At 46.0% G+C, this 23,950-nt stretch carries 20 protein-coding genes; 15 read left to right on the top strand and 5 right to left on the bottom strand.

Going from position 1 to position 23,950, the window contains the following annotated elements; genetic code table 11:
• Positions 1-227: 227 nt before the first annotated feature.
• The 7 genes from lepA (at position 228) to pdxJ (ending at position 7,418) form a co-directional block, all read left to right on the top strand.
• Complete coding sequence (gene lepA / locus HYN51_RS10875; protein WP_108900040.1) at positions 228-2,042, top strand: translation elongation factor 4; 1,815 nt, start codon at positions 228-230, stop codon at positions 2,040-2,042.
• 16 nt (positions 2,043-2,058) lie between these two features.
• Positions 2,059-3,048 (top strand): signal peptidase I, encoded by a 990-nt coding sequence (gene lepB / locus HYN51_RS10870; protein ID WP_108900039.1) that lies wholly within the window; start codon positions 2,059-2,061, stop codon positions 3,046-3,048.
• Between the two features lie 160 nt (positions 3,049-3,208).
• The gene (gene rnc, locus HYN51_RS10865; protein WP_108900038.1) at positions 3,209-3,889 is read left to right on the top strand and encodes a ribonuclease III; all 681 of its coding nucleotides are present in this window, start codon (positions 3,209-3,211) and stop codon (positions 3,887-3,889) included.
• 82 nt (positions 3,890-3,971) lie between these two features.
• Positions 3,972-4,532: a hypothetical protein gene (locus HYN51_RS10860; protein ID WP_108900037.1), complete on the top strand. Its 561-nt coding sequence runs from the start codon at positions 3,972-3,974 to the stop codon at positions 4,530-4,532.
• Positions 4,533-4,792: 260 nt separating this feature from the next.
• Entirely contained in the window at positions 4,793-5,719 is a 927-nt protein-coding gene (era, locus tag HYN51_RS10855; RefSeq protein WP_108900036.1) for a GTPase Era, read from the top strand.
• 11 nt (positions 5,720-5,730) lie between these two features.
• On the top strand, positions 5,731-6,474 hold the full coding sequence (recO, locus tag HYN51_RS10850) for a DNA repair protein RecO (protein WP_108902033.1): 744 nt from the start codon (positions 5,731-5,733) through the stop codon (positions 6,472-6,474).
• A gap of 212 nt (positions 6,475-6,686) precedes the next feature.
• A complete protein-coding gene (pdxJ, locus tag HYN51_RS10845) occupies positions 6,687-7,418 on the top strand; it encodes a pyridoxine 5'-phosphate synthase (RefSeq protein WP_108900035.1) in 732 nt (243 codons plus the stop codon).
• Between the two features lie 92 nt (positions 7,419-7,510).
• On the opposite strand, the gene barA is transcribed toward pdxJ, so the two are convergent.
• On the bottom strand, positions 7,511-10,285 hold the full coding sequence (gene barA, locus HYN51_RS10840; RefSeq protein WP_108900034.1) for a two-component sensor histidine kinase BarA: 2,775 nt from the start codon (positions 10,283-10,285) through the stop codon (positions 7,511-7,513).
• Between the two features lie 101 nt (positions 10,286-10,386).
• On the opposite strand from barA, the gene rlmD reads away from it, so the two are divergent.
• From rlmD to queE, 6 genes are all read left to right on the top strand, one after another.
• On the top strand, positions 10,387-11,703 hold the full coding sequence (rlmD, locus tag HYN51_RS10835) for a 23S rRNA (uracil(1939)-C(5))-methyltransferase RlmD (protein WP_108900033.1): 1,317 nt from the start codon (positions 10,387-10,389) through the stop codon (positions 11,701-11,703).
• A 31-nt stretch (positions 11,704-11,734) separates the two neighbouring features.
• Positions 11,735-13,966 carry a GTP diphosphokinase gene (relA, locus tag HYN51_RS10830; RefSeq protein ID WP_108900032.1) on the top strand — a complete coding sequence of 744 codons (2,232 nt, stop codon included), beginning with the start codon at positions 11,735-11,737 and terminating at the stop codon, positions 13,964-13,966.
• A 581-nt stretch (positions 13,967-14,547) separates the two neighbouring features.
• Complete coding sequence (mazG, locus tag HYN51_RS10825; RefSeq protein WP_108900031.1) at positions 14,548-15,354, top strand: nucleoside triphosphate pyrophosphohydrolase; 807 nt, start codon at positions 14,548-14,550, stop codon at positions 15,352-15,354.
• A 113-nt stretch (positions 15,355-15,467) separates the two neighbouring features.
• The gene (gene pyrG, locus HYN51_RS10820; RefSeq protein WP_108900030.1) at positions 15,468-17,105 is read left to right on the top strand and encodes a glutamine hydrolyzing CTP synthase; all 1,638 of its coding nucleotides are present in this window, start codon (positions 15,468-15,470) and stop codon (positions 17,103-17,105) included.
• Between the two features lie 171 nt (positions 17,106-17,276).
• Positions 17,277-18,578, top strand: a complete 1,302-nt coding sequence (eno, locus tag HYN51_RS10815) for a phosphopyruvate hydratase (RefSeq protein WP_108900029.1) — start codon at positions 17,277-17,279, stop codon at positions 18,576-18,578.
• 102 nt (positions 18,579-18,680) lie between these two features.
• Positions 18,681-19,352 (top strand): 7-carboxy-7-deazaguanine synthase QueE, encoded by a 672-nt coding sequence (gene queE / locus HYN51_RS10810; RefSeq protein ID WP_108900028.1) that lies wholly within the window; start codon positions 18,681-18,683, stop codon positions 19,350-19,352.
• A gap of 355 nt (positions 19,353-19,707) precedes the next feature.
• On the opposite strand, the gene queD is transcribed toward queE, so the two are convergent.
• The gene (gene queD, locus HYN51_RS10805) at positions 19,708-20,070 is read right to left on the bottom strand and encodes a 6-carboxytetrahydropterin synthase QueD (protein WP_157953029.1); all 363 of its coding nucleotides are present in this window, start codon (positions 20,068-20,070) and stop codon (positions 19,708-19,710) included.
• 72 nt (positions 20,071-20,142) lie between these two features.
• Between queD and HYN51_RS10800 the strand changes: the two genes are divergently transcribed.
• Complete coding sequence (locus tag HYN51_RS10800) at positions 20,143-20,325, top strand: hypothetical protein (RefSeq protein WP_108900027.1); 183 nt, start codon at positions 20,143-20,145, stop codon at positions 20,323-20,325.
• On the opposite strand, the gene HYN51_RS10795 is transcribed toward HYN51_RS10800, so the two are convergent.
• Genes HYN51_RS10795 through HYN51_RS10785 form a run of 3 tightly spaced genes read right to left on the bottom strand, consistent with a single transcriptional unit; the run spans position 20,309 to position 22,785 of the window.
• Positions 20,309-21,421, bottom strand: a complete 1,113-nt coding sequence (locus tag HYN51_RS10795; RefSeq protein ID WP_108900026.1) for a M20 family metallopeptidase — start codon at positions 21,419-21,421, stop codon at positions 20,309-20,311. The genes HYN51_RS10800 and HYN51_RS10795 overlap by 17 nt on opposite strands.
• A 45-nt stretch (positions 21,422-21,466) precedes the next feature.
• Complete coding sequence (locus HYN51_RS10790; RefSeq protein WP_108900025.1) at positions 21,467-21,934, bottom strand: YjiG family protein; 468 nt, start codon at positions 21,932-21,934, stop codon at positions 21,467-21,469.
• A gap of 17 nt (positions 21,935-21,951) precedes the next feature.
• Complete coding sequence (locus HYN51_RS10785) at positions 21,952-22,785, bottom strand: nucleoside recognition domain-containing protein (RefSeq protein ID WP_108900024.1); 834 nt, start codon at positions 22,783-22,785, stop codon at positions 21,952-21,954.
• A gap of 359 nt (positions 22,786-23,144) precedes the next feature.
• Between HYN51_RS10785 and HYN51_RS10780 the strand changes: the two genes are divergently transcribed.
• On the top strand, positions 23,145-23,921 hold the full coding sequence (locus HYN51_RS10780) for a basic amino acid ABC transporter substrate-binding protein (protein WP_108900023.1): 777 nt from the start codon (positions 23,145-23,147) through the stop codon (positions 23,919-23,921).
• Positions 23,922-23,950: the final 29 nt, after the last annotated feature.

Here is a 23,950-nt window from a genome sequence, read left to right as displayed (position 1 = left end):
CATTTCTAATCATTTAACGCGATGGCTGATTTCAACGATAATTCGCCGGGAAGAAAAGCGTAACAGCAATATTTAACTGGTTAGCTGATAACGTATGCTGCTATGTTTTAGTCATAGTGACGTGTAGAATGTCCGCCAGTTTAGAGATTAAGTGAATTTTTGCTGTGTGAGGATTTTTAATATATTCCTTGCATCAGTGGGTTTCTGTATCAGCCGGATTTAGGTAAATGACTGATAATAAAAGTATAGCAAACAAGAATATAAGAAATTTTTCGATCATTGCCCACATTGACCACGGTAAGTCGACATTGTCCGACCGTATTATTCAAATTTGTGGCGGGTTGAGTGAGCGTGAAATGGAGGCACAAGTTCTGGATTCTATGGATCTAGAGCGGGAGCGTGGTATCACCATTAAAGCGCAAAGTGTGACGCTGGATTATAAGTCACAGAATGGTCAAACCTATCAGTTGAACTTTATCGATACCCCAGGTCACGTTGACTTCTCTTATGAAGTATCACGTTCACTGGCGGCTTGCGAAGGTGCTCTGCTGGTGGTTGATGCCGGACAAGGGGTTGAAGCCCAAACGCTGGCAAACTGTTATACCGCCATTGAAATGGATCTGGAAGTGGTTCCGGTTCTGAACAAGATCGATTTACCGGCAGCCGATCCCGATCGTGCCGCGCAGGAAATTGAAGATATCGTAGGAATTGACGCGACCGATGCCGTGCGCTGTTCGGCTAAAACCGGTTTGGGTGTACCTGAGGTGCTGGAACGATTAGTTCGTGATATTCCACCTCCGTCTGGCTCTGCTGATGACCCGTTACAGGCGTTGATCATCGACTCATGGTTTGATAACTATCTTGGCGTAGTGTCATTGGTACGTATCAAAAATGGCGTGCTGCGTAAAAACGATAAAATTAAAGTAATGAGCACCGGTCAAACCTACGGCGTAGACCGTTTAGGTATTTTCACGCCGAAGCGCATAGATACTGAAGCCCTTGGCTGTGGCGAAGTGGGTTGGGTGGTTTGTGCCATTAAAGATATTCTTGGCGCACCGGTAGGAGACACCCTGACGAATGCACATAAGTCAGCAGAAAAAGCACTGCCGGGCTTTAAGAAAGTTAAACCTCAAGTTTATGCGGGCCTGTTCCCAATCAGTTCTGACGACTATGAAGCATTCCGTGATGCATTGGGCAAATTGAGCTTAAATGATGCATCTCTGTTCTATGAGCCAGAAAACTCAACGGCGCTGGGCTTTGGTTTCCGTTGTGGCTTCTTGGGTCTGCTGCATATGGAGATCATTCAGGAGCGTCTAGAACGTGAATACGATCTTGACCTGATTACCACAGCACCAACGGTAGTATACGAGGTTATCACTACCAGCGGCGACACAGTGTATGTGGATAGCCCGTCTAAACTTCCTGCGTTGAACAATATTGAAGAACTGCGCGAACCGATCGCTGAGTGTCATATGCTATTGCCACAGGAGTATCTGGGAAATGTCATCACTCTGTGTATTGAGAAGCGAGGCATCCAGACCAATATGGTATACCACGGTAATCAGGTTGCCTTGAGCTATGACATCCCGATGGCTGAAGTCGTTCTGGATTTCTTCGATCGCCTGAAATCTACCTCTCGTGGTTATGCATCATTGGACTATGGCTTTAAGCGTTTCCAGACTTCCGACATGGTGCGGGTTGATGTGTTGATTAACAGTGAGCGAGTGGATGCTCTGGCATTGATCACCCACCGGGATAACTCACAAAACCGCGGTCGTGATCTGGTGGAGAAAATGCGTGAATTAATTCCGCGCCAGCAGTTTGATATTGCGATTCAAGCCGCTATTGGTAACCACGTGATTGCCCGTTCAACGGTCAAACAATTACGTAAAAACGTGTTGGCCAAATGTTACGGTGGTGATGTGAGCCGTAAGAAAAAGTTATTGCAGAAACAGAAAGATGGTAAGAAACGCATGAAGCAAGTGGGGAACGTCGAAGTTCCTCAGGAAGCATTCTTGGCTATTCTCCACGTTGGTAAATAAGTAATAAGGAGCTCGCATGGCGAATATGTTTGCCTTAATTTTAGCTGTGGCCACACTGGTGACTGGAATCATCTGGTGTTTGGACCGCTTTAAGTGGGCGCCTGCGCGACGCATTAAGATCGAAGCCCTCAGGGTTGAGACCGACGGAAAGATTGATGGCAAAGCACTGGCCCGAGTTGCCAGACAGCCAGGATGGATTGAAAGCTGCGTTTCTGTGTTTCCCGTATTGGCTATTGTGTTTGTGCTGCGCTCTTTTTTATATGAGCCTTTTCAAATTCCATCAGGTTCAATGATGCCAACGTTGCTTATCGGTGATTTTATTCTGGTGGAGAAGTATGCCTATGGCGTTAAAGACCCTATTACCCAGACTACACTGATTAAAACCGGTACACCGCAGCGCGGTGATATTGCGGTATTCAAATATCCACTGGATAAGAATATCGATTATATCAAGCGTGTAGTGGGATTACCGGGAGATACCATTCATTTTGATCCAACCTCGAAAAAGTTAACTATCACTCCAGCCTGTCCTTCGGGTAACGCGTGTAAGCCAACCGCCGAGCTGGAGTATTCTGAGTTGGAGAAAAGCAGCTGGTTTATTGGTTTTGAACCTTCTGCGGGCGGTGCAAATCAAATGACCACTCGCTTCTTTGATACCAAAACCGAAGCAGCACGTGCTGAAGGTTTACGCGGTGTGTATATGGTTGAACGCAAAGAAAAACTGGGTAGTGAACTCCATCAGACATTAATGATTCCGGGCGTATCAAACAGCGCGGGTGATTATTATCAACAACCGGGCGCTCCGGCTAATACTTGGATTGTGCCGGAAGGCAAATACTTCATGATGGGCGATAACCGTGATAATAGTGCGGACAGCCGTTTCTGGGGTTTTGTACCGGAAGCAAACTTTGTTGGTAAAGCAACCGGGATCTGGATGAGCTTTGAGAAACAAGAAGGTGAGTGGCCAACCGGTATTCGTTTTAGCCGTATTGGTGGAATTCATTAATTTGTTCTGAGTTATATTGTTTAAGATGTGAATAGTCCGGATTTAGAACCCTTTAGATCCGGATTTTTTATTATCTCGCCATAACATAGTAGTGCTTTAGCTGGATAACCGTTAAGCTAGGCCGTTATTTTTTCTCGTTTGGAACATTTGTTGGTAATGCATGAACCCCATCATCATTGAGAGGCTACAGCGAAAGCTGGGTTATACGTTTCAACAGCAAGCGCTTTTACAGCAAGCTCTGACACATCGGAGTGCTAGCAGTAAACATAATGAACGTCTGGAGTTTTTGGGCGATTCTATCTTGAGTTTTGTCATTGCTGATGCACTTTATCAGCGCTTTCCTCGCGTTGATGAAGGCGATATGAGCCGTATGCGTGCGACGCTGGTGCGAGGGAATACGCTGGCTGAAATGGGGAGAGAGTTTGATTTAGGTGAATGCTTGCGTCTGGGGCCTGGTGAACTGAAAAGTGGTGGCTTTCGTCGAGATTCGATTTTAGCTGATACGGTAGAGGCGTTAATCGGTGCGGTTTATCTTGATAGCGATATTCATCGAGTCCAGCAATTGATTCTGGCGTGGTATCAGAGTCGCTTAGATGAGATCAGCCCGGGCGATAAACAAAAAGATCCTAAAACTCGGTTGCAGGAATTTTTACAAGGGCGTCATTTACCGTTACCGAGTTATTTAGTGACGCAAGTGAAGGGTGAAGCCCACGATCAGGAATTTACCATTCATTGCCAAGTGAGCGGTATCGACGAGGCGATTATAGGCATTGGTTCCAGCCGTCGTAAGGCAGAGCAGGCTGCGGCAGAGCAGGCGCTTAAACATTTAGGTCTGGAATAATCGATACAGTGCGCTCATTTTAATCGGGTGAGCGCATTAGCTAAATTTCTTTGCTGGTGTTTTATCAACGGATTGATAATCGATGAGCATACTACTCCCATTTCTTTATTTTCTTGCTCCCCTCGGTTTTATTGTCGGTAGTGCCATTCTGGTTATTGCTATTTTGCGAGCACGGAAAATAATTTCTCCCAACACGCGCTATGTTTTTCCGGTCACGCCAGAACCAGGAGAAGAAGTCGATCTTCCGGAACCGGGGCGATATGTGATTTCGGTGGTTATACCCCCGTTAAAGTTTATTGTTGGGATTGCGCATTTTTCCGCTAAATTTTCCGTTAAAGAAAGCGGTTCCGCACAAGGTATAGAATACACATCCTTTAGCCGCTTTAACCTGTTTACCGTACGGCGTACAGATATGCGCGGTAATATGTCACTTCCTTTAGGTTATTTTCAGTGTGACAGACCCGGAAAATATCAGGTTACCTGTACCACTCCAGAGAAGATTCGCCCCGAATTTAAATTAGAAGTCGCCCCTTACACTCGCCCAATCATACTCGGTGCACTGATGCCTGTTATCATTATTGGCAGCACCCTGACTTTGGTTGGACTTATCGCCTCGCTGGCAGCTAGCCTTGGGCGATTGTAGTGAATCAAGTAATAATTATTCCTTAGCTTTTTTCTTTTGATCTTTTTATTTGAGCCCATGACTTAATCACTTCTCTCATTCCAGCCAGTGATATCAAACCACCCCAATCAATGCTAATATTACCCACATTCACAACGAAAACCGCTGAGCAAAGATCAACCACGCTCACGTCTGCTTATTAGCAAATACATTAGAATCAACTCGTTAGAATTAATTAATTGATTTTAATGAATAAATAATTCGTTATATTTAGGATTGGAATGACAACAGATAATCAATTAACCGATACGGATAAGCAATACTGTGGCTTTATTGCCATCGTAGGCCGCCCTAACGTTGGTAAATCAACATTGCTGAACCAGCTTTTAGGTCAGAAGGTATCGATTACTTCGCGTAAAGCGCAAACCACTCGTCACCGTATTATGGGAATTCACACCGAAGGGCCTTATCAGGCGATTTATGTGGATACCCCGGGGTTACATATTGAAGAAAAACGTGCCATCAACCGCCTGATGAACCGGGCTGCCAGCAGCTCGATTGGTGATGTCGAGCTGGTGATCTTTGTGGTGGAAGGTACCCACTGGACGCCAGATGATGAGATGGTCGTAAATAAGCTACGCAGCTTAAAATGCCCGGTTATTCTGGCTATCAACAAAGTAGATAACGTTACCGATAAAGAGGCACTGCTGCCGCACATGGCTTTCCTGAGCCAGCAGATGAACTTTATGGATATTGTTCCTATCTCTGCGGAGAAGGAGATCAATCTCGACACCATTGCCGGTATTGTGCGTAAACTGTTACCGGAAGCTGGGCACCACTTCCCAGAAGATTACATTACCGACCGTTCCCAACGCTTTATGGCTTCTGAAATTATTCGTGAGAAGCTGATGCGTTTTCTGGGAGAAGAGTTGCCTTACTCGGTTACGGTAGAGATTGAACGCTTTGTTGCTAATGAACGTGGCGGTTATGACATTAACGGTTTGATTCTGGTAGAACGTGAAGGCCAGAAGAAAATGGTTATTGGCAACAAGGGGCAGAAAATCAAAACTATCGGTATTGAAGCCCGTCACGATATGGAAGAGATGTTCGAAGCCAAAGTTCATCTAGAGCTTTGGGTGAAAGTTAAATCAGGCTGGGCGGATGATGAACGCGCATTACGCAGTCTGGGATATACCGACGACCTCTGAAGGTAAGCATGATTGACGGCTGGCAACGGGCTTTTGTTCTGCACGGACGACCTTACAGTGAAACCAGTTTGCTACTGGACCTGTTTACAGAGAGTCACGGCAGAATAAAGTTACTAGCGAAAGGTGCTCGTGGTCGCCGTTCACATTTAAAAGGCTGCTTGCAGCCTTTTACACCTCTCTTAGTGCGCTGGGGAGGGAAAGGCGGTGTTAAAACCTTACGCGCGGCTGAAGCTGTTTCCCTTTCTTTACCACTTTCGGGCCTAACCCTATACAGCGGGCTTTACGTTAATGAAGTATTGGATAGGGTGCTGGAAGCAGAAACGCCATACTCTGCGCTGTTTTTCGATTATTTAGATTGTATTCAGTCTCTTGCCGGTATTTCCGGTTCACCAGAACGAATCCTCCGTCGCTTTGAACTCGCTCTGTTGGGCCATCTGGGATACGGCATTGATTTTCTGCACTGCGCTGGCAGCGGTGAGCCAGTCACCGAACAAATGACTTATCGCTATCGGGCAGAAAAAGGTTTTATTGCCAGTCTAGTCGTAGACCATTTCTCTTTCACCGGCCGTGATTTACAGGCTCTTGCTAATCGAGAGTTTCCTGATGTTGGCACACTTAAAGCGGCCAAACGTTTTACCCGTATCGCACTGAAACCCTACTTGGGCGGCAAACCGTTGAAAAGCCGCGAGCTGTTCCGACAATTTACCATTAAGAAACCTACTTTAGACTCAGTACTACCCGTTGACGACCAATAATCATTAAAGGTTTATACCTTGTCCTATCGTTAAAATTTCTGATTTCATTTTCTTTTTTGATTAAATCCGGTAAAAGAATGGAACAGATTTTTTAGTCCATTCTTAACATCAGGCGCAATAGCACACAGGATTGTGAGTAAAACGATTGGAACATGAAAATAGTTCAGTCTTCGTCGCCAGAATGGGCATTTAATAACTTTTAAGGTGGAATCATGTCGGATTTATTGTTGGGCGTTAATATCGATCATATTGCGACTTTACGTAATGCTCGTGGTACACAGTATCCCGATCCGGTTCAGGCAGCGTTTATAGCCGAGCAGGCGGGGGCGGATGGCATTACGATTCACCTGCGGGAAGATCGCCGCCATATTACCGATAGGGATGTGAAGTTGCTTAGTCAGACGATTCAGACCCGCATGAATCTGGAAATGGCCGTCACCGATGAAATGGTGGATATCGCCTGTGAAATAAAGCCAGCATTCTGCTGTTTGGTTCCGGAAAAACGTCAGGAAGTCACCACTGAAGGTGGATTAGATGTGGCCGGTCAAATCGATAAAATGACCGTAGCAGTAGGGCGTTTGGTGGAAGCCGGTATTTTTGTCTCCCTGTTTATTGATGCGGATCATCGTCAAATTGATGCAGCCGCGGCCGTTGGCGCCACTTTTATTGAAATCCATACTGGTCGCTATGCAGAGGCGGAAAACGAGCTGGAGCGTGAAGCAGAGCTGCTGCGTATTGCTCAGGCGGCCACTTATGCCGCTGGTAAAGGTCTGCATGTGAATGCCGGACACGGATTGACCTACCATAATGTTCAGGCAATTGCAGCGCTGCCTGAAATTTATGAGCTGAATATTGGACATGCCATTATTGGCCGAGCGGTGATGTCAGGGCTACATGCAGCCGTGGCGGATATGAAGGCATTGATGCTGGCTGCGAGAAAGTAATTTTAGGTTAATCGCTCTGAACATGACGTCGCCCCGCAATTCACGGGGCGACAGGTAGATAATCATGGGTAAGTCAGTCAATTAATGATCGCTTACTCCGTTTTGATAAAATCAACGGCTTCGCTTCTGACGTTTTCGAATTCATCCAACAGTTCCATCCATTCAGGTTCCAGCTCTTCTGGAGGTGTCCCGTTACGCAGTTGGCTTTCTAAATATTGACACAGTTGCTTCAGCCGCGGCACTCCGCTGTAACTACAGCTTCCATGCAGTTTATGGATGATATTAATGATGTCATCATCTTTATTACCATCCAGCACCGCTTGAATGCGTTCCTCAACTTCAGACAAGAAATCGACCAATATCGTTAACAGGTCACGAGCCAAATCTTCTTTATTTGCCGCCTGACGTAGCGCCAGACTCCAATCCAGTGATGTTGATGCCATGGTAACCGGTCTGGTTTCCAGATGACTTACTGGAACAAACGGCTCTTTAGCCTGAATGCTTAGTGGAATTCGGCACTGGGCTTTTAACACATTGAACAACATATCTTCATTTATTGGCTTAGCCAGATAGTCATCCATACCCGCATTCATCAGTCGTTCTCGCTCGCCAATGGCAGCATGAGCGGTAACGGCAACAATTGGCGTAGTGATATGGTTTGGCAACTTACGAATAAGCTCTGCGGCTTTAATACCGTCAATTTCCGGCATCTGAATATCCATCAGGATAATATCCAGATCGTGTTTTTTCGCTTGGGCAATCGCCTCTTCACCGCTGTGGCATAAAATGACGTTGGAAACCAAGTCTTCAAGTAATACACCGATCAGTTTCAGGTTGGCGGGATTATCATCAACGGCCATGACTGTTAATGGCAGATGATTAGCTTTGGTCGATATCAATGGTGTTGGCGATGACTGCGTCGCCAACAGGGCATTAAACAGACGATTGCGGGAAAGGGGTTTAAACAGGCAGGCTTGAGCACCGGCTTGTTTCAGGGTTTCCGCATCCATATGAGGCTGATTCGGAATGGCCAGAATCAAACGTTCAGACAGCGATAACGCCTGCTTCATCACGCCATTGGTATACCTAGCAATATCATCGGTAGCAATAGGTACACCGTGCAAAACGATATCGTATTGTTGATGTTTTTCTGGAATCTGGTCGAAATTATCATAGTGAATAATTTCTACCGGCTCCGACTGGAAGATGTTTAATGTAGCTTGAGTTGCGGCAGGGTTAGCTTCCACATACAGAATGCGTTGGCCTGAGAGTTTGACCAAATGGCGTCCATCACCCAAGATAGAACGGTCACTAAGTTCCAGATTAATATGGAACCAGAAGGTTGAACCTTTATGTAACTGGCTGTGGAAACAGATATCGCCACCCATCTCCTTCACCAAACGTTGGGTAATCACTAGACCTAAACCGGTACCGCCATGACGACGGGAAATGCTGGCATCGGCCTGACGGAAAGCTTGGAATAACTGCGACTGTTGACGTTCAGAAATACCGATACCGGTATCGTGTACCTGAATTTCAATATCCGCACTATTTTCATGCAACATACGCAGTTCAATATTGATATCAATATTGCCCTGTTCGGTGAATTTGATGGCATTTCCCAGCAAGTTCATGATCACTTGTTGCAGACGTAGCGGATCGCCGACGATATTGTCAGGCACATCATCATTGATGTTCAACGTCAGTTCTAGAGATTTCGCATGGGCGCTGTGAGCCAGCAGTATCGCTGTTTCATCTACCGTATCCCGAAGTGAGAATGGGATATGTTCTAGCACCAGTTTACCGGCTTCCAGCTTTGAGAAATCCAGTACATCATTAATGATGTTTAGCAAGTTGTTAGCCGAACGCTCAATGGTTTGCAGATAATCGGTTTGAGTTGGCGTCAGTGATGTTTTCAGGGTTTGACGAGTGAAGCCAATCACGCCGTTAAGAGGGGTTCGAAGCTCATGGGACATGTTGGCCAAGAACTCAGATTTGATTCTAGCCGCTTCCTGAGCGCGCTTTTTAGCGAGATCCAGTTCTACGTTCTGGATCTCCATCTGTTCCAACGTTTCGCGCAGGTCAGAGGTCGCCTGATCGATATTCTGCTGCATCTCTTCATGATAGGCAGCAAGAGACATCGCCATCGAGTTAATCCCGTTCTTTAGCATATCTAACTCGCCCAGCATATAGCCTTCAACCCGGCTATCGAGCTGACCGCGGCGAATACGGTCTACCGTGTTCACCATGTTGCGAATGGGGCCTGTAACATCGCGCATCAGGCGATAGGCAAACAGCATGGCAATACATAAACAGAGGCTAAGCAGTAGGGTGGCGACGAAAATCTCTTTGTATTGTTGTAGACGAACAGTGCGTAAATCCAGCTCAATGGCAATATAGCCTAACGTGCTGTGGTCTGGCTCCAGACTGACATCCATATCAGGTAGCTGATTTTCTGAGACTATAGGGGTTCGGAGGATCAGGGAATCCCCTTTCGTGGTGACGGTTAAATCATCCGGAATTGCCGCCCCCTTGGGCAACTGTAATAAGGTATAATTCTGGTGGAAGTTGGAGGTCACCAATAAGTGGTTCTGTGTATCAAAAACAGCAATAGAACGCACGATATTTGAGTGGCGTCGGTGTAACATACTGACCAATTGACGAACGCCTTCACGGTTACTGAACGTCATGCCATATTCGCTGGCAATGGCAAGAGGTTCGATGATGCTGGAGCCAGAATCAACTAACTGATCCTGTAGCTCGTTATAGCGGTGAACCACGAAAAAGGTACTGATCAGAAGCCCGATTAATAGGGTTGGGGCAAGGATCAATATCATCATGCGGGCCCGAAGGCTGTATTTGGTCATAAGGTTCCAATATGGGACGACAATATGTGACAATTAGCGACTTAGTGACGTACCCGATTGTATAAATAGTAATAAACTACGGAAATCTTTATTCAGATATTATGGCGCAATTTTACTCGCCCGGTCGTCGTAAGGCGGCACAACAAATCATCAATGTTATTCCCCATGAACTTGATACTCAAGGGCAGGGGGTTGCTCGTGATAACGGTAAAACTATTTTTATCTCTGGTGCACTTCCTCAAGAGCAGGTTGAAGCGCAGATTTACGAGAATAAACGAAATTATTCTAAAGCCAAAGCGATCCGTATCTTATCGCCTAGTTCTCAACGAATGACGCCGCCTTGCTCACATTATGGTATTTGCGGAGGCTGTAATCAGCAACATGTTTCCTCTGATTTGCAGCATAGTAGCAAATATAAAGCACTCAGCCAGCTGTTTAAACGAGAAACTGGATTAGAACCTGCTCAGGGAGCGGTGATTTTTGCTCAAGGATATCACTATCGACGCCGTGCTCGACTGGGATTGCAGTATCAAGTGAAGCAACAGCGCTTGCAGATGGGCTTTCGCCAGCGAGCGTCCAACGATTTGGTGGAGATGACCGAATGCCCGATTCTGGTTTCTGAATTGGAGCAATTACTGGTTCCTTTGAGAACGTGCCTTAGTGAGTTATCGATAGTGAAGAAACTGGGGCATGCTGAACTAGTGATGGCGGATAATGGGCCACTGTTGGTGCTACGTTATTTGGCTCCGCTGGCAGAAAGCGATCGCCAACGTTTGCTACAGTTTGCTGCGAATCATCAGATAGCCATCTATCTGGCGGGAGAGAATGATTCACTGGAGCGGTTGATTGGAGCGGATCCTTGCTATCAGGTGGATGATTTAACTCTTGGCTTTAACCCGCGAGATTTTATTCAGGTTAATGCGGGTGTTAATCAGTTAATGATACAGCAAGCACTCGCCTGGTTGGCGCTACAGCCGACCGATCGTGTATTAGACCTGTTTTGCGGTATGGGTAATTTTACCCTACCCATCGCTAAACGCGCTTTATGGGTCACTGGTGTGGAAGGGGTAGAGGCTCTGGTAGCCAGAGGGCAACAGAATGCTCGCCTAAATGGTTTATCAAACGTTGAGTTCTTACACCACAATTTAGAACAGGATGTCAGTCAACAGTCGTGGGCGAGGGAAGGTTTTGATAAAGTATTGTTGGATCCTGCCAGAGCCGGGGCAGCAGAAGCCATGTCACAGATCGTTAGCTTACATCCTGAGCGCATTGTGTACGTGTCCTGCAATCCACTAACGCTAGTGGAAGACAGTAAAGTGCTGTTGTCAGGCGGATATCAATTAGACCAATTACGTATGCTGGATATGTTTCCGCAAACGGGGCATATTGAGTCAATGGCATTATTTATTAAAAAGTAAGTATCTTAGTAGTCAGTAATGAGGAAGCCTTATGGTTGCGGTAAGAAGTGCGCATTTAAATACAGCTGGAGAGTTTGAGCTGGATAAATGGATCGGTAGTCTGGGCATTAGTAATCCGGAATTATGCGAACGTTTGGCAGCGACTTGGCGGTATTGTGAGCAGCAGGTTCAGGGCAATTCGGATGCTTCCCTTCTATTATGGCGCGGGTTGGAGGTAGTGGAAATTTTAGCTACCCTCAGCATGGACAACGAGAGTATGCGTGCTGCTCTGCTGTTTCCATTAGCTGACGCTAAAATTATTGATGAAGAGACGATAAAAGAACAATTTGGTAGTGAAGTAACCAATCTAGTACATGGGGTACTGGATATGGATGCCATTCGTCAGCTTAACGCCACGCATAATGGTTCTAACACCTCAATACAGGTAGATAACGTTCGTCGTATGTTGTTAGCGATGGTGGAAGATTTCCGCTGCGTAGTTATCAAGCTGGCAGAGCGTATCGCCCATCTGCGTGAAGTTAAAGATGACGCAGAGGAAATCCGCGTTCTGGCGGCTAAAGAGTGTTTTAACATCTATGCTCCGCTGGCTAACCGTTTAGGTATTGGGCAGTTGAAGTGGGAAATGGAAGATTTCTGTTTCCGCTATTTACATCCGGACGAATACAAGCAGATTGCCAATTTGTTGCACGAACGCCGTATCGATCGCGAGGTTTATATTGATACCTTTGTTCGAACTCTGCGCGACTCCATGAAAGAGCAGGGCATTCAGGGGGAGATTTACGGTCGACCGAAGCATATTTACAGCATCTGGCGCAAAATGCAGAAGAAGGCGCTGGCTTTTGAAGAGCTGTATGACGTGCGCGCGGTGCGAATCGTTGTTGAGCGCCTGCAGGATTGTTATGCGGCGTTGGGCATTGTTCACACTCATTTCCGTCATCTGCCGAGTGAGTTTGATGATTATGTCGCTAACCCAAAGCCTAATGGCTATCAGTCGATTCATACTGTGGTATTTGGCCCTAAAGGGCATGCGGTAGAGATTCAAATTCGTACGCGCCAAATGCATGAAGATGCGGAACTGGGGGTTGCAGCCCACTGGAAATATAAAGAGGGTACGATATCTGGTCGTTCCGGTTACGAAGAGCGTATTGCTTGGTTACGTAAGTTGGTTGCCTGGCAGGAAGAAATGTCTGACAGTGGTGAAATGCTGGATGAAGTCAGAAGCCAAGTATTTGATGACAGGGTATATGTTTTTACACCGAAAGGTGATGTTATCGATTTGCCGACCGGTTCCACACCGTTGGATTTTGCCTATCACATCCACAGCGATGTAGGTCACCGCTGTATCGGTGCCAAAATTGGTGGGCGTATCGTTCCTTTCACCTATCAATTGCAGATGGGCGATCAGATCGAAATTATCACTCAGAAACAGCCTAATCCCAGTCGGGATTGGTTGAATCCAAATCTGGGATTCGTTAACAGCAGCAGAGCGCGGGCGAAAATTCAGGCGTGGTTTAAAAAGCAGGATCGGGATAAGAATATTCTTGCAGGTCGCCAGATTCTGGATGATGAACTTGAGCGTTTAAGTATCAGCTTTAAAGATGCAGAAAAGCTGCTGGTACCTCGCTATAACGTGCACTCTTTTGATGAAGTTCTGGCAGGTATTGGCGGTGGCGATATTCGTCTCAACCAACTGGTGAATTTCCTGCAAAGTAAATTTAACCAACCAACAGCGGAAGAGGCGGATCGTGAAGCGCTGCGCCAGCTAAATCAGAAGACCGCTAACGCCCAGCAGCGTAATGCGAAAAATGACAGTCAGATCGTGGTCGAAGGGGTCGGTAACCTGATGCACCATATCGCTCGTTGCTGCCAGCCGATTCCGGGTGATGACATTATTGGTTTTATCACTCAGGGCCGAGGAATCTCCATTCACCGCTCCGACTGCGATCAGTTAAATGAACTGAAGAATCATGCGCCAGAGCGTCTGGTTGAGGCGGTATGGGGTGATTGCTACTCCAGCGGTTATTCGCTGGTGGTGCGAGTGATTGCCAATGACCGCAGCGGGTTGCTGCGTGATATCACCACTATTTTGGCTAACGAAAAAGTGAATGTACTGAGCGTTTCCAGCCGCAGTGATGTGAAAAAACAGGTGGCCACCATTGATATGGAGATCGAGTTGTATAACTTGCAGGTGTTGGATCGGGTGCTGTCGCGAATCAATCAGTTGCCGGATATTATTGAGGCTAAGAGGTTAGGGGTTAAGTAACCTTTGCCTTTCAAGGGGGGATTGGCTTTTGAGGATATTCCGGCCGTAATGGCTGTGTGCGTATATTAACGCTGTGCTCGGCCGGTAGATCTAGACCGTTTGTACTTGACCGCGGAGTGCGACGGGCCTGGATTCCCTAGGGGCGCTCCGGCAGCTAAAGCTGCTACGACCCCAACGGCAATCCCTCCCGTCGTTTAGCTCGATTAGTATCATTAATTTGCTCAGTTTTGTGTTTTAAAAGAGCCAATTGTCGGGAGGGACTCCCGTGGGGAGCGACTTGGCGTAAGCCAACGACAAACAGGCAAAGCTTGTTTGAACAGCGCTTGCGCTGGCCCGTCAGGGTGAAACACCGCAAGGTGTTTCATAACTGCCCCTAGGGAGGCTAGGCCCGACATACACTGACGCTAAGTATTGGTGGTCTTCCGGTCGAGCACCAAGCCAATATAAGCATATTAGATTTTACGACCGGAATGTCCATTGATGCCGATTTATTAGGATTGTTAGCAGTCTCAAAAGATCAATTAAAGCCCCTTTATACATTTATAATTTTGAATGTATTTTCACCAATCAGAAGATAAATAATGGATCAGATTACGCCCATTCAGCGGTTGCTGAATATTATGAACCGATTACGTGACCCGGAAAATGGATGTCCGTGGGATAAGCAACAGACGTTTGAGACCATTGCGCCTTATACGCTGGAAGAAACTTATGAAGTGCTGGATGCGATTCGGCGTTCGGATTTTGGCGATTTGCGAGAGGAGTTAGGGGATTTGCTGTTTCAGGTGGTGTTTTATGCGCGTATGGCGGATGAGCAAAACCGGTTTAACTTTGATGATATCTGTAACAGCATTAGCGACAAGCTGGAACGCCGTCATCCCCATGTTTTTGATACTCAAACTCAGCATGACAGTCAGGAAGTGATTGCCGGTTGGGAGAAACGTAAAGGTGAAGAGCGGGCGCAGAAAGCACAGTTTTCGGTGTTGGATGATATTCCTGAAGTGCTACCCGCATTGATGCGGGCCCATAAAATTCAGAAGCGTTGTGCTTCGGTCGGATTTGACTGGACAACCTTAGGTCCGGTACTGGACAAGGTGTACGAAGAGATTGATGAAGTGATGCATGAGGCTAAGCAAGTTGTCATCGACCAGTCTAAACTGGAAGAGGAGTTAGGTGATTTATTTTTCGCCACGGTTAACTTGAGTCGCCATTTGGGTCATAAAGCAGAAAGTGCTCTGCAGGCGGCTAATCGTAAGTTTGAACGTCGTTTCCGTCAGGTGGAACAATTGGTTGCTCAATCGGGGAAATCCACGGAGCAAGCATCGCTGGATGAAATGGAAGCTGCATGGCAGCAGGTAAAAAGCCTAGAAAATCAGACAGAAAAATAGATTTATTTTCACTATCTGATTTCAGCGTTTGTTGTGAGGGAAAGGGTCTGGTATACTACTTTCCCGTCCTAGTACCTCCATTTTAGTCTTTAAACCTAACCTTCAGGTTCAGCATGACAACTAATTATATATTTGTGACAGGCGGGGTTGTATCCTCACTCGGTAAAGGTATTGCAGCAGCCTCTCTGGCCGCTATTCTTGAAGCTCGTGGCTTAAACGTCACTATGATGAAGCTGGATCCTTACATTAACCTCGATCCAGGTACAATGAGCCCAATTCAGCACGGTGAAGTCTTCGTCACCGAAGACGGTGCAGAAACCGATCTGGATTTAGGCCATTACGAACGTTTTATCCGCACAAAAATGACCCGCCGTAATAACTTTACGACCGGTCGTATTTATTCCGATGTATTACGCAAAGAGCGTCGTGGTGATTATCTGGGAGCAACCGTTCAGGTTATTCCTCATATTACCAATGCGATTAAAGAGCGCGTGATTGCGGGTGCCGAAGGCCATGATGTGGCACTGGTGGAAGTTGGCGGCACCGTGGGTGATATTGAATCACTGCCGTTTTTAGAAGCCATTCGCCAGTTAGCGGTTGAAGTGGGTCGTGAGCACACACTGTTTATGCATTTAACACTGGTGCCATACATGGCGGCTTCTGGTGAAGTGAAAACTAAACCAACTCAGCACTCGGTAAAAGAATTACTCTCTATCGGTATTCAGCCAGACATTCTGGTGTGTCGTTCCGACCGTTCAGTTCCTGCCAATGAGCGGGCTAAAATTGCGCTGTTCTGTAACGTGCCTGAAAAGGCGGTTATTTCTCTTAAAGATGTTGATTCTATTTATAAAATTCCTGCGCTATTGAAGTCACAGGGGCTGGATGAATTCATCTGTAAACGCTTCCGTTTCGACTGCCCTGAAGCCAACTTATCTGAGTGGGAACAGGTGATTTATGAAGAGTCGAATCCTACCCGTGAAGTCACTATTGGTATGGTCGGCAAGTACGTTGAATTGCCAGATGCCTATAAATCTGTCATCGAAGCATTAAAGCATGGTGGACTGAAGAATCGATTCAGCGTTAATATAAAGCTAATCGATTCGCAAGATGTTGAGGTCAGAGGTGAAGAAGTTCTGTCTGGTCTTGATGCGATTTTGGTTCCCGGTGGTTTTGGCTACCGCGGTGTGGAAGGCAAAATCACTGCTGCCCGCTATGCTCGTGAAAACAAGATCCCTTATCTGGGGATCTGTTTAGGCATGCAGGTTGCGATGATGGAGTTTGCACGTAATGTTGTTGGTATGCCCGGTGCTAACTCGACCGAATTTGTGCCAGACTGTAAGTATCCGGTTATCGCGCTGATCACTGAATGGCGTGATGAAGAGGGGAATGTTGAAGTTCGCACAGAAGAGAGCGATTTAGGTGGAACCATGCGTTTAGGCAGCCAGTTATGTCATTTGACTGAAGGCAGCCTAGTACGCGAACTGTACAGTTCACCAACAATCACAGAACGTCATCGCCATCGCTATGAAGTGAACAATATGTTGCTGCCGCAGATTGAAGCAGCAGGGTTACTTGTAGCTGGGCGTTCTGCTGACCATAAGCTGGTGGAAATTATTGAACTGCCTGATCATCCGTGGTTTGTTGCCAGTCAGTTCCACCCGGAGTTCACATCAACTCCGCGTGATGGCCACCCACTGTTTGCCGGTTTTGTGAAGGCTGCTGGTGAGTACCAAAAGCGTCAGGCAGACTAAGTGGTCAGCAATAGCATTGAAAGTATTCAGTAAACCCGGCCTGATTACTGGTCGTAAACGTTAAATGTTCAGACATGGCGTTTATTGATACATTAGGCCAGAGTATGCGACGCAATGAGGCGTTGCAATCTACAGTTTGTAGTTTAATCAACTTGTACTGAGGAAAACCGAATGTCCAAAATCGTTAAAGTGCTCGGTCGTGAAATTATCGACTCTCGTGGCAATCCCACTGTTGAAGCTGAAGTTCATTTAGAAGGCGGTTTTGTAGGTCTGGCTGCTGCGCCATCAGGTGCATCTACCGGTTCTCGTGAAGCTCTGGAACTGCGTGACGGCGATAAAGCGCGTTACATGGGTAAAGGTGTACTGAAAGCCGTTGCTGCGGTAAATGGCCCAATTGCACAAGCTGTGACTGGTAAAGATGCAAAAGATCAGGCTAACATCGATAAGATCATGATCGACTTAGATGGCACTGAGAACAAATCTAAATTCGGTGCTAACGCGATTCTAGCGGTTTCTTTAGCAGCGGCTAAAGCAGCAGCCGCGTCAAAAGGTATGCCTTTATTTGAGCATATTGCTGAACTGAACGGCACTCCAGGCAAATTCTCTATGCCATTACCAATGATGAACATCATCAATGGTGGTGAGCACGCTGATAACAACGTTGATATTCAAGAGTTTATGATTCAGCCAATCGGCGCTAAAACTCTGAAAGAAGCGGTACGTATCGGTTCTGAAATATTCCACAACCTAGCTAAAGTTCTGAAGTCTAAAGGCATGAGCACTGCGGTAGGTGATGAAGGTGGTTATGCACCTAACCTAGAGTCTAATGCTGCTGCATTGGCTGCTATCAAAGAAGCAGTAGAAAAAGCAGGTTATGTACTGGGTAAAGATGTGACTTTAGCCATGGACTGTGCAGCTTCTGAGTTTTACAACAAAGAAACTGGCAACTATGAGCTGAAAGGCGAAGGCAAAACCTTCACTTCTCACGAATTCACTCACTATCTGGAAGAGCTGACTAAGCAATACCCAATCGTTTCTATCGAAGATGGTTTAGACGAATCAGACTGGGATGGCTTTGCTTACCAGACTAAAGTGATGGGTGATAAAATCCAACTGGTTGGTGACGATCTGTTCGTAACGAATACCAAGATCCTGAGAGAGGGTATCGAAAAAGGTATCGCTAACTCTATCCTGATCAAGTTTAACCAAATCGGTTCTCTGACCGAAACTTTAGCCGCAATTAAAATGGCTAAAGACGCTGGTTATACTGCAATTATCTCTCACCGTTCAGGTGAAACTGAAGATGCCACTATCGCTGATTTAGCGGTAGGTACTGCTGCTGGTCAAATTAAAACGGGTTCTATGAGCCGTTCTGACCGTGTTGCTAAGTACAACCAATTAATCCGTATTGAAGAAGCGCTGGGTGACCGTGCTCCATTCTACGGTTTAAAAGAAGTGAAAGGTCAGGGTTAATTTTTAATCCTTCCGTCGCTTAGTTAAATCCCGTATTGGTTGATATCAATACGGGATTTTTGTTTTTGCCGCACTGTCTGAAAGAAAATCTCTGAGAGAAAAATGTCATATCCCGTTAATGAGTTATTTCAAACCCTACAGGGTGAAGGTTTCTTCACCGGCGTTCCCGCTATTTTTATTCGTTTGCAGGCCTGCCCGGTTGGCTGTAGCTGGTGCGATACCAAACACACATGGGAAAAGATTGCCGATCGTCAGCAATCAATGGATGATATTCTGACGAAAACCCAAGAGAGCGATAGTTGGGCAGAAGCCAGTGCACCACAACTGCTGGCTATTCTACAGCAACCGCATTACACGGCTCGTCATGTAGTGATTACCGGTGGCGAGCCTTGTCTTTATGATTTACTTCCTCTGACTGGTTTACTGGAGCAGCATGGTTTTCAGTGTCAAATTGAAACTAGCGGTACTCAACCGGTGATGTGCTCGACGGAAACCTGGGTGACTGTTTCCCCTAAAGTCGATATGCGCGGTGGACTGAATGTGATATCACAGGCTTTGGTCAGAGCAGATGAAATAAAACATCCGGTAGCCCGTGAGCGAGATATTGAACAGTTGGACATTTTGTTAGCGACGCTGTCAGATGATAAAAAACGCGTGATAGCGCTACAGCCGATTAGCCAAAATCCAAGAGCCACCGAGCTGTGTATTAAGACCTGTATTGAACGCAACTGGCGGTTGTCGATGCAGACGCATAAATACTTAGGGATTGAATAATAGTCAGTTCCAGCCCTTGCTCTTGATCTTTCCTATGAACACTTGAATTCAGCTGACGACTGAGAGAGGCTACACGCCCCGTATGGATGCAGGGCGAGGCACAGCGACGCCGGGAGCGGCTCTGTGCCGGTGCGTTAAGGCCAAACGAAGGAGGAAGGGAGTCGCCTAAGCGACCTGAATTTCTGTGTGAAAGGCGTGGGGTGCAGGGGCATTCGCCATAATGCCCCTGCTCGGCCGATCACAAATGTTAATTCAAACACGATACTGATATGGCCGAAACATACTCCAAATTCAATAGCACTTTAAATTTTCAACATCACTTAATCTGAATCAGATGGGTTGCCTGAATAGAGGATCACTCCCCATTATAAATACACCCAGCACTACACGTCTCCTTCACCCGAACCCCACTCAACAACGGAAGCCCCGGCTTAAGCTGTTGCCAAATCCAGTGGGCTAACACTTCGCTGGTGGGATTTTCCAGTCCGGGGATATCGTTCAGGTAGTAGTGATCTAAACGGTTCAGGATGGGCTTAAAAGCGGCTTTAATTTCAGAAAAATCCATCACCCAGCCGGTATTCGGGCTAACTTCACCAGTAACTTCGATTCTGACTACAAAAGAGTGCCCATGCAGACGGGCGCACTTATGGCCTTCGGGAACATTTGGCAACCGATGTGCGGCTTCAAAAGTAAAGTCTTTAAATAATGTGGTTACCATAATCGCCTCTGATAAAAATTCCAGCGGTATATTACTAAAAAGCACGGGGGGTTGCCACGAAGAGGTGATGGTGTGATAGCTACCATTATTGTGGTATTTAGTGTCTGGTGGCGTTCGGCGGCGGTAGGGCGTATCACCATCATCTTGATGGCTGGAATATTAACAATAGCCAATAAAGACAATCTATTTGCAATAAAAAACCGCCCAGAAGGCGGTTTTCACATAAAAACAAAACGCATTACAAAGATTTTATAATACGACTCAGCAACTTAATCCGAGGAATAATACTCTCTAACTCAACATACTCAGCCGGGCTGTGGAAATCGGCACCGATAGGGCCAAAACCATCTAGAGAAGGCACGCCGAGAGCCGCCGTATGGTTAGCATCAGAACCGCCGCCCACGGCCTGCCATTTCACGGGAATACCTTCTTCCTGACCACAACGCTCAACTAATGTCATCAGTTTTTCTGTTTCAGCCGAAGGGGACATCGCCGGAGTATGAGCCATCTCGGTAATGGTGGCCGTGACATCTGCCACATAAGCTTTTTTACTCATCTCATTGATGGCTTTATCAATGCGGTGATACTCATTGTTATCCCAAAAACGCACATCAATGACCGCTTGGGCTTTATCCGGGACGATGTTGGCAGCATCACCGCCTTTCACTACGCCTACGTTTAGCGTGGTACCGGCTTGAGCATTACCTAATTGGTTTATTGCTAGAATCCAGTTAGCCAATTCGGTAATCGCTGAACGTCCCTTCTCAGGTGCATTACCCGCGTGAGCCGCACGTCCGTGAAAATCAATGTTGTAACGCGCCATGCCTTTCCGGGCTTTCACCAGCGAACCATCGGCACGTGCCGCTTCAGCAACTAGCACATAGCGGCTCTGCTTGGCATATTTCCCCAACCACTGATGAGAATAAACGGAACCGGTCTCTTCATCAGGGTTCATCGCAACGGCAATAGATAATCTCTGCACATCGCTGTCATTCAGCGCACGAATAGCCCACAGAATGTTTAGCAGGCCAGATTTCATATCTGCTGCACCCGGGCCATACAAACGCGTATCATCAGTAGACATTGGACGATCGGCCGCGGTTCCCGGTGGGAATACGGTATCCATATGACCAATCAGTAATACATCAAACTGAGTAGCACCTGGTTTATTGGTGGCAAATACACCCGGGCCAACTTCTTTACCCAGATCAACCACTTCTGTATGCCAGCCTAAATCTTTATATTTTTTCTCCATCAGACCGGCCACAACGGCAACGCCTTCGGTGGTTTGAGTGCCACAATCAATATTAACCAACGGACGTAATTCATCTAAATATTGGTTTAAGTGCATGGTTCATCCTTCCTTAACTGTCTCGTGTTGAAGAGGCGTATTCTCTTATAAATTAATGATAATTCTCATTAGGAACATTGCACCAAATGAATTGATGACGGCAATCAACAACATTAATGGAATCCGGCTGCCCTTCGTGCCCACAACGCCTAAAACACGCCCGACATATTGCACTAACGAACCCATCAAATAGATCGCTGGGGCAAGGATCGCCAAATGTTCTCCATTGAGGTGCCCACTTTGGAACAGACTTACAGCAACACCGATTGCTCCACCCATAGACATTAAGCTGCTAATTAAAACCGCAGCAGCCTCTCCCGGCAAGCCAAATAGTGCCATTACAGGCTCGCATAGCTTGCCTAGCAGATCTAACAGGCCGGTGATCTGTAATGCTTTAATAATGACAAACGCCATCAGTACGTTAGGTAGTGTACTTGTAGTCGCGATTCCCCAGCCTTTACGCGCTCCAGCAACAAAAATATCTGTGATCATTGGATTTGAATTATTAGACATGATGCTTTATTCCCTTATTATTTTTGTGTCGTAGCGTTTGATTGTTGCTGAGTTTGTTCGTCTTTATCTGGGAATGTTGTCAGATAAAGACGCATGATGTTGGCTCCAACAATTTTCATAATGAAAATAACGCCAATACAGGCTCCGATCGTCGTAGGAACAGCGAGTTCACCGGATGCCAGTACTAATGTGAATAAGACGGCACCGGAAGAGAAAAAGTTAGTAATCATGGCTCCACCAGAGAACTGGAACATGGTTAATACTTCTTTTTCTTTTGCATTGATTTTTTGTTCATCCGCCAGAGCGCGAGTTAGTGATGCACCAACATCCGTACTTTGTAGGCTACCAATAATAGCCAGACCGGTAACGCCAGGAATGCCCAGAAGAGGGCGTAAAATGATGCTTAATAATTTACGTGCTGCATTTAGCGCTCCGTAGTGTTCCAGCACATTAATCATTGCCAAAGCGAACATGACTGAAGGAATTAGTCCAAAGGCAAATAAGAAACCCTCCATTGCGCCACTACCACCGGTGCCACGATAAGTACCGTTAGTTGCTTTTAGGGCATTATCGACCTGAGTCACCCCGGTGAGTATTTTACCAAAGGAGCCATTGAGGGTAGTGAAATCAATGGTCGATAACAATGGAACGATCCAATCTGTTAGCCAGTGGGATAATCCAGGGTGCTGTACATGTAATTCTTTAATTTGTGAGGCAACCCAGAGTGTGGCTGAGGATGTTGGGCCAAATACCCCAGAGAAAAAGACAATAGCAAAAAACAACGCAAAATAGGCACCTACCCTAATTTTTAGTTCCTTCGGCTCGGCGGGTAGTGAATTATCATTTGACATATTAATTGTTCCATTAAGAAATAATGATAGTGGTGAATAATTTCCGATTATCTATTAGTTATGTTTTATCAGCATTTGACTTCGATCAAACAATATAGCTGCTTGAGATCACTATTTTGACATTAATCTCATTTTCCATTCTTTTGCTGATTGAATTTTATACAAAATAATGAGTTACACTGATTGAAATGTAATTTATTTGTTAAAAGTCAGGCGCTGTTTAGCAAGTTTTTCTGTTATAAAAGGAATGATAGACGTAAATCTTATTCATTTATATAACCATTGTATAGCCAGTGTTTTTTTATGCGATTTTAGTGCATAATTGTACAATTCCCCATGCAATAATAAAGGATGCATAAATGTTTAAACGTCTTTCTATTTTTGGTATATGCCTAGTAGCAGCCCTATGTACATTACCTGTGGCTAATGCAGTAGAGCCAACCTATGTTGTAGGGTCTGGTGGTACTTATCGTCCTTTCGAATTTGAAAACAGCAAAAAAGAGCTGGAAGGGTTTGATATTGATATCATCAGTGCGATTGCTAAAGCTGAAAACTTCAATATCAAGCTGGTGAATACGCCGTGGGAAGGGATCTTTGCTACGTTAGGCAGTGGCGATCGCGACATCATCATTTCCGGTATTACTATTACCGATAAACGTAAGCAAATGGTTGATTTTTCTGCGCCATATTTCCCTGCTGAGCAGGCTATCGTGATACCAAAAAATAAAAACATCAAGTCTATTGCTGAACTGAAACCGCTAAAAGTCGGCGTGGTTAATTCCAGCACTGGCGATATCGTGGTATCGGAAGTATTGGGGAAGAACAGCACTTCAATTAAGCGCTTTGACAATACGCCATTGATGTTGCAAGAACTGTATGAAGATGGCATCGATGCAGCGGTAGGTGATGTAGGTGTTGCTAAGTTCTACATCAAAAATCATCCGGAAAAAGAGTTCTCTCTGGTTGCCGATGATAAGTTTGAGCGTCAGTTCTTTGGTATCGCCGTGGCGAAAGGTAACGAAGAGTTACGCAATAAGATCAATACTGGCCTGAAGAAAATCATTGCTGATGGCACTTACGCGACAATCTATCAGAAGTGGTTTGACAGTAACGTACCGGTATTACCTGCCGAGTGATTTTTCACCGATTTTCTATTCAGGGTGAT

Source organism: Limnobaculum parvum, from assembly GCF_003096015.2.
Lineage (GTDB): Bacteria > Pseudomonadota > Gammaproteobacteria > Enterobacterales > Enterobacteriaceae > Limnobaculum > Limnobaculum parvum.
Note: the sequence above shows the minus strand (reverse complement) of the source record. Positions and strands in the feature narration are given on the sequence as shown.